This is a genomic window from Stutzerimonas kunmingensis, from assembly GCF_032106285.1.
In the GTDB taxonomy this organism is placed as follows: domain Bacteria; phylum Pseudomonadota; class Gammaproteobacteria; order Pseudomonadales; family Pseudomonadaceae; genus Stutzerimonas; species Stutzerimonas kunmingensis_B.
Genome location: NZ_DAMCPO010000039.1, coordinates 20051 through 30054, shown reverse-complemented (window position 1 = coordinate 30054; position 10004 = coordinate 20051). Strand labels below are relative to the sequence as shown.

The following is a 10004-nucleotide window of genomic DNA, read 5'->3' as shown; positions in this document are numbered from 1 at the left end:
ACTCTAGGGCGGAAGTCAGCGGGATGGCAGGATGTCTTGGAATGAACGCTTACCCCCCGACAACCACGTAGCGTTCAGTCCTAACACCCCCGAAGTGCTGGAGCAGAGCCAGCCGTTGGGTCTTGGCCGGCACTAGTTAATGCTTGAGCTGGAGCCGCCCGCAGCTGTCGTCTAGATACATTGCTCCGGCCGGTCTTAGGCAGCCCCAGCCGGCACAGCGCGCGACCTAAGGTTGGCGGCAGGCGTGTTGAGAGCACCCAGCAGACAGACGCTTCCGCTACACCGTTATTCCCTTTGTCCGGCTTCAAGCATCGTCTCTGGACGAACCCATTGATCGAACTCCTCGCTGGTAAGGTAACCGAGCTCCATGGCTGCTTCGCGCAATGTGGTGCCTTGCGCATAGGCCTTCTTGGCGATTTCGGCTGCCCGGTCATAGCCGATGTGAGGATTCAGTGCGGTTACCAGCATAAGCCCGCGTTCCAGATGCTCGGCCATACGCGCCGGGTCCGGCTCTAATCCGGAAATGCAATGAGCGTTGAAGTTTCGGCATCCATCGGACAGCAGTTGGACCGATTGAAGCAGGTTATGAATGATCACCGGCTTGAATACGTTCAATTGCAGATGTCCTTGACTCGCTGCAAAGCTGATCGTCATGTCATTGCCCATGACCTGGCAAGCGAGCATTGATAAGGCTTCGCATTGGGTTGGATTGACCTTGCCGGGCATGATCGAACTACCTGGTTCGTTGGCTGGCAATCGCACCTCAGCGAATCCCCCGCGCGGACCGGAGCCGAGCAGACGAAGATCATTGGCCAACTTCATCAACGCGACGGCCAGCGTCTTCAGCGCACCGGACATCGCGACCAGCGGCTCATGTCCGGCCAGCGCGGCGAACTTGTTTGGGGCAGAGACGAAGGGGAGGCCCGCGAGAGCGGCCAGCTCCGCTGCGATGGCTTCGGCGAAGCCGTGCGGCGAGTTCAAACCGGTGCCTACCGCAGTACCCCCCTGCGCCAGTTCATAAACAGCCGGCAGGCACTGACGGATCGTGCGTTCGGCGATATCGAGCTGCGCGACGAACGCCGACATCTCCTGGCCGAAGGTAATCGGAGTTGCATCCATCAGATGGGTGCGTCCGGTCTTGATCAGCTTATTGTGTCGCACTGCAAGCTCTGCCAATCCACCGGACAGTTCTGCAATGGCAGGCAGCAGTTGGCTGTGCACGGCTTTGGCGGCCGCAATGTGCATCGCTGTCGGGAAGCAGTCGTTGGAGCTCTGCGCGCGATTAACGTGATCGTTCGGATGGACTGGCGCCTTGCCGCCTCGGTTGCCGCCCGCCAGCTCATTGGCGCGACCCGCGATCACCTCGTTGACGTTCATATTGCTCTGCGTGCCGCTGCCGGTTTGCCAGACGACCAGCGGAAACTGGTCGTCGTGCTGACCATGCAGAACCTCATCCGCGGCTTGCTCGATCAGGCGCGCGATGTCGGGCGGCAGATCACCAATTCGATTGTTTACACGCGCTGCAGCTTTCTTGATTAGCGCTAACGCATGCAGCACCTGGATCGGCATTCGCTCGCTACCAATCGCGAAGTTGCTCAGCGATCGCTGCGTCTGTGCGCCCCAGTAAGCCTGTTCCGGTACTTCGACTTGCCCCAGACTGTCGGTCTCTATACGCGTCATGCCATGCTCCTGCTCAATATTGCTGGTTAGGCTGCCGTGCGGCATCGGCAGTTCCGTAGCTTTGCCTTCGGCCGCTTGAGGCATTGGAACTCCGAGCGCAGAATGTGTCCATTGAGGGCTACCTATAGCCAGCCCAAGGATTTCCAATGTCGACTTTTCGTGTCCAGACCCTGCGCGCTGCAGCGCTGTTCATCTGTATCAGTTCATCGGCTTTTGCCGATAGTGCGAGCCATGCGGGAAGTGCAGAACGTTTTCTGCAGCTTGCCAATGCTGACCGGCTCGCCGTACCTGTTTATGCCCAAGTGCAGCAGATGTTTGCGCAGCGTTTTGCCGAAGCGCAGGCGCCAGATACCAAGAAGGCGCTGCTTGAGCGCTATCAGGCTCAGGCCAATACTGCTTTGGACAAGGCTATAGGGTGGGACAAGCTGAAGCCGGATCTGGTCGCTTTGTACACCAGCCAGTTCTCCGAAGCGGAACTGAATCAGCTGATCGATTTTTATGAGTCGCCACTCGGCAAGAAGATGCTCAGCAAGCTGCCGGAGCTCAATGCTCGCTCGGCTCAGCTTACCCAGGTCAAGTTGGAAAGCGCGGTGCCGGAAGTGAATAACATGCTGTCCGAGATGACGGCCGAACTCGAGAAACAGAAGCCTTAAGAGACCCTGCTATGCGCAAGCTCGATTTGATCCAAGACGCCCTGCAAGCCTTGCAGCCCGAGCACCTTGAAGTGCTCGATGAAAGCCACACACACAGTCGCGGGCAGGAAACACATTACAAAGCCGTGATCGTCAGCGAGCAGTTCACCGGACTGAATTCGGTCAAGCGCCACCAAAAGGCTTATGCCGCGATGGGGGCACTGATGCAACAGATCCATGCCCTTGCGCTGCATACCTATACGCCTGAGGAGTGGGCGCAACAAGGCACGGCCCCGGCATCACCGGTTTGTGCTGGTGGGCATAAATAGCGCGCCGTCTCGCACGGGACCATTCTTGCCGTTCTTTGTTAGACTTCCTCCCCGCGCCGGCCCACGCCGGCGCTTTCGTTTGTATCCGGTCCACCCTTTACGCGGGTGACCACTGGCGGAAGTACCCATGACACGAAAAATCGTTGTGGCAGCGCTGTACAAGTTCGTATCGCTGCCTGATTACGTTGCGCTGCGCGAACCCCTGCTCGAAACCCTCACGCACAATGGCATCAAGGGCACCTTGTTGTTGGCCGAGGAGGGTATCAATGGCACGGTCTCCGGTACCCGCGAGGCCATCAATGCGCTGCTTGAATGGTTTCGGCTCGATGACCGCCTTACCGACATCGACCACAAGGAATCGTACTGCGACGAGCAGCCTTTCTATCGCACCAAGGTCAAGCTGAAGAAGGAGATCGTCACGCTCGGCGTTGAGGGTGTCAATCCGAATCGGCAGGTTGGAACCTATGTCGAGCCGCAAGACTGGAACGCGCTGATCGCCGATCCGGAAGTGTTGCTGATCGACACCCGTAACGACTACGAAGTGGCAATCGGTACGTTCGAAGGTGCGGTCGACCCGAAGACCAAATCGTTCCGAGACTTTCCTGACTACATAAAGGCTCACTACGACCCGGCAAAGCATAAGAAGGTCGCAATGTTCTGCACCGGCGGCATTCGCTGCGAGAAGGCGTCGAGCTATATGCTTGGTGAGGGCTTTGAGGAGGTTTATCACCTCAAGGGCGGCATCCTCAAGTATCTGGAGGAGGTGCCGGAGACGCAAAGTCGCTGGCAAGGCGACTGCTTCGTGTTCGATAACCGCGTGACCGTGCGCCATGATCTCAGTGTCGGCGAGTTCGATCTATGCCATGCCTGCCGTACCCCGCTATCCGTGGAAGACCGGCAATCGGAGCACTACGCTGCGGGTATCAGCTGTCCTCATTGCTGGAATACGCTGAGCGAAAAAACGCGCGCCGGTGCTCGCGAGCGGCAGAAACAGATCGAGCTGGCACGTCAGCGCAACCAGCCGCATCCCATCGGCCGCGACCTCCGAGAACTGTATCGCTGAAGCCAACTGGCCGTGCGTCGGCCCACCAGGTAGTTGTGGAGTCTTGAAGTGGCCCGACTGATCTATGTGATGGACCCAATGTGCTCATGGTGCTGGGGATTCGCGCCGGTAATGACGGCGCTGGCCGAGCAAGCCGCGGCTCAGGGCGTATCGCTAGAGCTGAGGGTGGGCGGGCTGCGTCGCGAGCAGGGCGTTATGGATCAGGCAGGGCGGCAGCGCACGCTGTCCTACTGGCAGGCCGTGCACTCGGCGACAGGTCAGTCGTTCAATCTGGATAAGGGCTTGCCTGACGCGTTGATCTACGACACGGAGCCCGCTTGCCGTGCGCTTGTCGCTGCTCGCAGCCTCGATGAATCTCGCGTCTGGTCGCTGTCATTGGCGATTCAGCAGGCGTTCTACCAGCACGGGTTCGATGTGACCCAGCCAGCGGTGCTGGTGGACCTGGCCGAGACCGCAGGTCTTTCGCGGAGTCAGTTCGCCGAGCGTTATGACGACCCGGCCACCAAGGCAGCCACCGTGGCTGACTTTACCTGGGTCGAGAACCTCGGCATTGCCGGCTTCCCCACACTGCTGGCCGAGCACGAAGGGCAACTGGCGCTGGTCACCAACGGTTATCAACCGCTGTCTGCACTAAGCCCGCTACTGGAACGCTGGCTGGAGCGTAACGCCCATGCCTGACCAACTCAGCTGGGCAGAGATACGCCGGCTCGCATTGCACCATCGCAAAGCGCTGATCCTGGCGAATCTGGTTGCCGTGCTGGCGACGCTCTGCAGTGTGCCGATTCCGTTGCTGCTGCCGCTGTTGGTCGACGAGGTGCTACTCGGAGCGGGCGACTCGGCGCTGCAGATCATGGATCGCTTTCTGCCTGCCAGCTGGGAAACCGCTGTCGGCTATATCGGGCTCATGCTCGGCGTGACCCTGGTATTGCGGTCTTCTGCGCTGGTGTTCAACGTGCTGCAGGCGCGCCTGTTCGCTCGGCTTTCGAAGGACATCGTTTATCGCATTCGCGTGCGGCTGATCGAGCGGCTCAAGCGCATTGCCCTGGCGGAATACGAAAGCCTCGGCGGCGGCACGGTGGCGGCGCACCTGGTCACTGATCTGGAGACTATCGACAAGTTCATCGGCGATACGCTCAGCCGTCTGCTGGTGGCCGTGCTGTCGATTCTCGGCACGGCGGCCATTCTGGTGTGGATGCACTGGCAGCTGGCGTTGTTGATTCTCCTGTTCAATCCGCTGGTGATCTACGCCACGGTGCAGCTGGGCAAGCGCGTAAAGCACCTGAAGAAGCTGGAGAACGACAGCACGTCGCGCTTCACCCAGGCGCTCACGGAAACACTCGACGCCATCCAGGAAGTGCGCGCCGGCAACCGGCAGGGTTTCTTCCTCGGTCGCCTGGGTTTGCGCGCGCGGGAGGTACGCGACTACGCGGTTGCTTCGCAGTGGAAGACCGACGCGTCCAACCGTGCCAGTGGCCTGCTGTTCCAGTTCGGCATTGACGTGTTTCGCGCCGCGGCAATGCTCACTGTGCTGTTTTCCGATCTGTCGATCGGCCAGATGCTGGCGGTCTTCAGCTACCTCTGGTTCATGATCGGTCCGGTGGAGCAACTGTTGAGCCTGCAGTACGCCTTCTACGCAGCTGGCGGTGCGCTGGGCCGCATCAACCAGCTGCTGGCGCGGGCGGACGAGCCGCAGTACGCCGGGGGACGCGATCCTTTCGCCGGCGATACGACGGTGGCGATCGATGTACGAGGTCTGCGCTTTGCCTATCAGGATGAACCGATTCTCGAAGGGCTTGATCTCAGCATCGCGCCGGGCGAGAAGGTCGCAATCGTCGGGGCCAGCGGTGGCGGCAAGAGCACCCTGGTGCAACTGCTGCTGGGTCTCTATCAGCCGCAGGCCGGGCAGATCCAGTTCGGAGGCGTGCCGCTTGAAGAGATCGGGCTGGGCACTGTGCGCGACAACGTTGCAGTAGTGCTGCAGCATCCCGCACTGTTCAACGACAGCGTGCGAGCCAACCTGATGATGGGCCGCGAGCGAGATGACGACGCCTGCTGGCGGGCGTTGGAGATCGCTCAGCTGGCCGCTACCATTCGTCAATTACCGAACGGTCTGGACAGCATCGTCGGCCGTTCCGGCGTGCGTCTGTCCGGCGGTCAGCGGCAGCGCCTGGCCGTAGCACGCATGATCCTGGCCGAGCCGAAGGTCGTGATTCTCGATGAAGCCACCTCTGCGCTGGATGCGGCGACGGAGTATGCCCTGCACCAAGGCCTCAATCGTTTCCTTCAGGGGCGTACGACGCTGATCATTGCCCATCGCCTGTCGGCGGTGAAACAGGCGGATCGTGTATTGGTCTTCGACGGTGGCCGCATCGCCGAAGACGGCGGCCACCAGCAGCTCATCGCCGAGGGTGGGCTTTACGCTCGGCTCTATGGGCACCTGCAGCACTAGCTGTCGCAGGCACGTCATACACCCGCAGCGGGTCACCGAGTTCGCCGCTGGGGCTTGGCTGAAAGCCGCAGCTGATCCGCACCCATAGGTGGATGTCCTGGCGGCGGCCGCGACAGGGGAAGGTCGTTGGCACTTACCGTCAGTCTTAAGGCGCCAAAAATATCCAGCCGCAACGCTCAACTATTAGTAATCTCTGCCGACTTCCCGTTCGTGCCTCTTTTGTGGAACTTCTCTGATGGAACCAGTGCTGAATTCACTCACTAATCTCTCGGTCGGCAAAAAGCTCATCAGTGGTTTCGGCCTGGTACTGCTGCTCACGCTTGGAGTGGCCGGTACCGGGTTCGTTGCCGTCGATGAAATCCTTGGCAGGGCCCGGCAGATCGAGCAGCTTTCCAGCGTCAACGCCTCTATTCTGGCGGCGCGTGGTGCCGAGCGGGACTACGCGCTGACCCGTCAGTCATCTTCGGCCGAGGCGTTGCATGGCTCGCTGCAGCAACTGAATCAGAAGCTCGCCGGCCTGACCACCAGCTCCGATGCCGCCGAGCGGGCCTATCTGACGCGGATCAGCCAGGGTGCGGATGAATACGCGCAAAAGTTCGACCGCTACATGCAGCTGATCGAGCGCGGCGTGGCGCTACGTACGCGGATGCAGGAGGCCGCTCAGGTCAGTCGCGAGGAGTTCGAGTTCATCGAGCTGGACATGTACGACGCGGTACGGGTGCTGCGGCTGGAGGGAGATCGGCTCAAGGGAAGCGATCCGCTGACCGTCGCCGAGGCGACTTCGGGCCTGACCAAGCAGATCCTGGACATGCGTACCCTGGAGAATGTCTACATTGCCAACAGCTCGGATGAAGCAGCCACCAGCTGGAGCGACTTGTACGGGAACGTGACCACCATCGGCAGCAATCTCAAGATCTGGCTGAACGATGACCAGAAGGCTTCCATGGACAAGGCTCTGGCCGAGCTGGACCAGTACAGGCTGGCGTTCGACGAGTTTCGTCAGAATCGTAGTGAGCGCCTCGCGCTGGAACAGTCGATGGCCCAGCAGTCCGAAGTCGTGATCGCTGCTGCCGACGAGGCCTTGGCCAATGCCAGCAGCGCCATGCAACAACAGAAAAGCAGCAGCTACATGTTGCTCGGCGTGATTGGCGCGCTGGCCATTTTCGTCGTCATGCTGGCCGCCACGGTGATCTCGCGAATGATCGTCGGCCCGCTTCGCAGCACCGTCCAGCAGGCCCAGCGGGTCGCCAGCGGTGATCTGACGTACTCCGCGGCAAGCTCGCGTCGTGACGAGGTCGGGCAACTGCAGAACGCCATGCACGACATGACCGAAAGCCTGCGCAATCTGATCGGCCGCATCGGTGGCGGCGTCAGCCAGATCGCTGCAGCCGCCGATCAGCTCTCCGCCGTGACTGCGCAGACCAGCGCCGGTGTACAGACTCAGCGCGTCGAGACCGAGCAGGTGGCCACCGCGATGCACGAGATGGCTGCGACGGTGCAGGAGGTCGCACGCAATGCTGAGCAGGCTTCCATTGCCGCGCGCCAGGCGGATCAGCAGGCGCGGCAGGGCGATCTGGTGGTGCAGGATGCCGTTGGACAGATCGGCAACCTGGCCGGCGAGGTGAATCAGTCGGCGCATGCGATCGAAGCGTTGCACGCCGAAAGTGGACGCATCGGTAGCGTGCTCGAGGTGATTCGAGCGGTTGCCGAGCAAACCAATCTGTTGGCACTCAATGCGGCCATCGAAGCGGCCCGTGCCGGCGAGCAGGGCCGCGGCTTCGCCGTGGTGGCTGACGAGGTTCGTGCCCTGGCGCGGCGTACCCATGATTCCACCGAGGAAATCGAGGGGCTTATCGCCAACCTGCAGCGGGTTGCGCAGCAGGCGGTGGAGCAGATGCAGAGCAGCCGTGACCTGACTCAACGGACGGTAGATCTGGCCAACGAGGCCGGCGTCGCGCTTGGCCGGATCACGGAGTCGGTGTCGACCATCGAGCAGATGAACCAGCAGATTGCGGCAGCTGCCGAGCAGCAGAGCGCCGTGGCCGAGAACATTTCAGAGAGCGTGACCCGCGTGCGGGATATCGGTGACCAGAGCGCCAGTGCCACCGAGCACACCGCCAGTGCCAGTGCCGAGCTGGCACGCCTGGGACTGGAATTGCAGGAACTGGTTCGTCAGTTCCGCACCTGACCCGCGTAGGGGTGTATGCGGCTCAAGCTCCTTGAGCCGCTTTCTTCAGCGACTGCCGTTCAGTTCAGCGGCCCAGGCGGCCAGAGGTAGCGCTGGCTCCTGCTGCCAGATGCGCTGCCACAGGCTGACCAGGCGGCTCATGTCGCCCCGGTTGGCCGGCAGTCGTTCGGGTTGCGCGATAAGCTGCCAGCCTTCGGCAGAGCGCTCTGCCAGCGGAAAGCGGAATGGATGAAAGCCGGTCATGCCCAGCCGCAGGTCGGTCACCAGTAGCTGATCGCCATCCACGTCATAGCGCAGCACGTTTCCGGTAAACCATTTCAAGCGTTCGTGCTGCTCTGAGCCATTGAGCTCCGCGGCCAGCTGCGCGTTGCGTGGAAGCCGCACGAGGCTGGGTGGTCCAGCATCCCACCAGCTGACCAGCGTTTCGTAATAGTGCTCGCCATCCACCAGAATCACCCGCCACAGCAGGCTGTTGAAGGGTGTTGGTGTGCTGAACATCTGCTCCGCCTGGATCCCCTGGCTTGCCATGGTCGCCTGCACGCGGTGCTCGGCCATCTGTTTGCCGGCCAGGGTGAACCCCAGGTAACAGGTGGAAATGGCCAGGGCGTAGGCGGGCCATCTGGCCCTGCGTCCGCTCAGGCCAAACAGCAGACCCGCCAGCACCGCAATGAGCAGTGGCACGCTGTACAGGGGGTCGATGATGAACACGCTGGACCAGGCGATAGGAGGCGTGGTCAGTGGCCAGAGCAGCTGCGTGCCATAGCTGGTGAAGGCGTCCAGCAGGACGTGAGTGATCAGCACCAACCAGATGCTGAGGAACTGGCGTGTACCGGTGTATCGCTCGTCCGGGCGGAATCGCCTGATCAGCCAGGTCAGCAGAACGGCGAGCAGACTCAGCACGAACAACGAATGGCTGAAGCCGCGGTGATAGGTCATGTTGGCGACCGCATCGCCGTAGTCGATGACCACATCGAGGTCCGGCAGGGTCCCGAGCACCGCGCCGTAAACGAGCGCCTTGCGACCCTGCCAGCGACCGAGCATCGCGCCTTGTACACTGGCACCGAGTAGAGCCTGGGTGATCGAGTCCATGTTCAGATCCGTTGGGGCGGGCGTTTACCTTAGCCGAACGGCTGCCGGCAGCTGACGGCCAATGTTCTAAAAAGTGTGTCAGTGGCGCGCAGGTCATAGGACAATCACCGACACCCATCGTCCGCCGCGAGCTTTCATGCTGGAAATTTCCAATGCCGTGCAGTTGCCGGATGCCGAGATCGAACTGACTGCCATCCGCGCCCAGGGTGCGGGCGGGCAGAACGTCAACAAGGTTTCCAGCGCGTTGCACTTGCGCTTCGACATCCAAGCGTCGTCATTGCCGCCGTTCTACAAGGAGCGGCTGCTGGCCCTGCGCGATAGCCGGATCACCAGCGAAGGCGTGGTCGTCATCAAGGCGCAGCGGTATCGAACCCAGGAGCACAACCGCCTCGATGCGCTGGAGCGACTGGCGGAACTGATTCGCAGCGTGGCCAAGGTGGAGAAGGCGCGCCGCCCGACCAAGCCGACGCTCGGTTCGAAGAAGCGCCGGCTCGAAGGCAAAACCAAGCGCGGCGCGATCAAGGCAGGGCGGGGCAAGGTCGACTTCTGATCGGTGTGTGTCGCCACGTCGCCC

The 10004-nt window shown here is 61.4% G+C and carries 9 protein-coding genes; 7 read left to right on the top strand and 2 right to left on the bottom strand.

The genetic code is table 11. The annotated features are described in order from the left end of the window. Positions 1-285 precede the first annotated feature (285 nt). Positions 286-1680 carry a class II fumarate hydratase gene (locus tag RT582_RS20775; protein WP_278420562.1) on the bottom strand — a complete coding sequence of 465 codons (1395 nt, stop codon included), beginning with the start codon at positions 1678-1680 and terminating at the stop codon, positions 286-288. A gap of 146 nt (positions 1681-1826) precedes the next feature. On the opposite strand from RT582_RS20775, the gene RT582_RS20770 reads away from it, so the two are divergent. From RT582_RS20770 to RT582_RS20745, 6 genes are all read left to right on the top strand, one after another. Continuing rightward, the gene (locus RT582_RS20770) at positions 1827-2333 is read left to right on the top strand and encodes a DUF2059 domain-containing protein (RefSeq protein WP_230356865.1); all 507 of its coding nucleotides are present in this window, start codon (positions 1827-1829) and stop codon (positions 2331-2333) included. Between the two features lie 11 nt (positions 2334-2344). Then, positions 2345-2641 carry a BolA family protein gene (locus RT582_RS20765; protein ID WP_014820626.1) on the top strand — a complete coding sequence of 99 codons (297 nt, stop codon included), beginning with the start codon at positions 2345-2347 and terminating at the stop codon, positions 2639-2641. Between the two features lie 127 nt (positions 2642-2768). Continuing rightward, positions 2769-3704 (top strand): oxygen-dependent tRNA uridine(34) hydroxylase TrhO, encoded by a 936-nt coding sequence (gene trhO / locus RT582_RS20760; protein WP_313479738.1) that lies wholly within the window; start codon positions 2769-2771, stop codon positions 3702-3704. 69 nt (positions 3705-3773) lie between these two features. Further along, the gene (locus RT582_RS20755; protein ID WP_272885060.1) at positions 3774-4382 is read left to right on the top strand and encodes a DsbA family protein; all 609 of its coding nucleotides are present in this window, start codon (positions 3774-3776) and stop codon (positions 4380-4382) included. Continuing rightward, a complete protein-coding gene (locus tag RT582_RS20750; protein ID WP_313479735.1) occupies positions 4375-6153 on the top strand; it encodes an ABC transporter ATP-binding protein in 1779 nt (592 codons plus the stop codon). The genes RT582_RS20755 and RT582_RS20750 overlap by 8 nt, the downstream gene beginning before the upstream one ends. Before the next feature lie 235 nt (positions 6154-6388). Beyond that, positions 6389-8341, top strand: a complete 1953-nt coding sequence (locus RT582_RS20745; protein ID WP_313479732.1) for a methyl-accepting chemotaxis protein — start codon at positions 6389-6391, stop codon at positions 8339-8341. 45 nt (positions 8342-8386) lie between these two features. Here the strand turns inward: RT582_RS20745 and RT582_RS20740 are convergent, their stop codons facing one another. Further along, positions 8387-9430 carry a metal-dependent hydrolase gene (locus tag RT582_RS20740; protein WP_313479729.1) on the bottom strand — a complete coding sequence of 348 codons (1044 nt, stop codon included), beginning with the start codon at positions 9428-9430 and terminating at the stop codon, positions 8387-8389. A 136-nt stretch (positions 9431-9566) separates the two neighbouring features. Between RT582_RS20740 and arfB the strand changes: the two genes are divergently transcribed. Further along, positions 9567-9980 carry an alternative ribosome rescue aminoacyl-tRNA hydrolase ArfB gene (gene arfB, locus RT582_RS20735; RefSeq protein WP_046622352.1) on the top strand — a complete coding sequence of 138 codons (414 nt, stop codon included), beginning with the start codon at positions 9567-9569 and terminating at the stop codon, positions 9978-9980. Positions 9981-10004 lie beyond the last annotated feature (24 nt).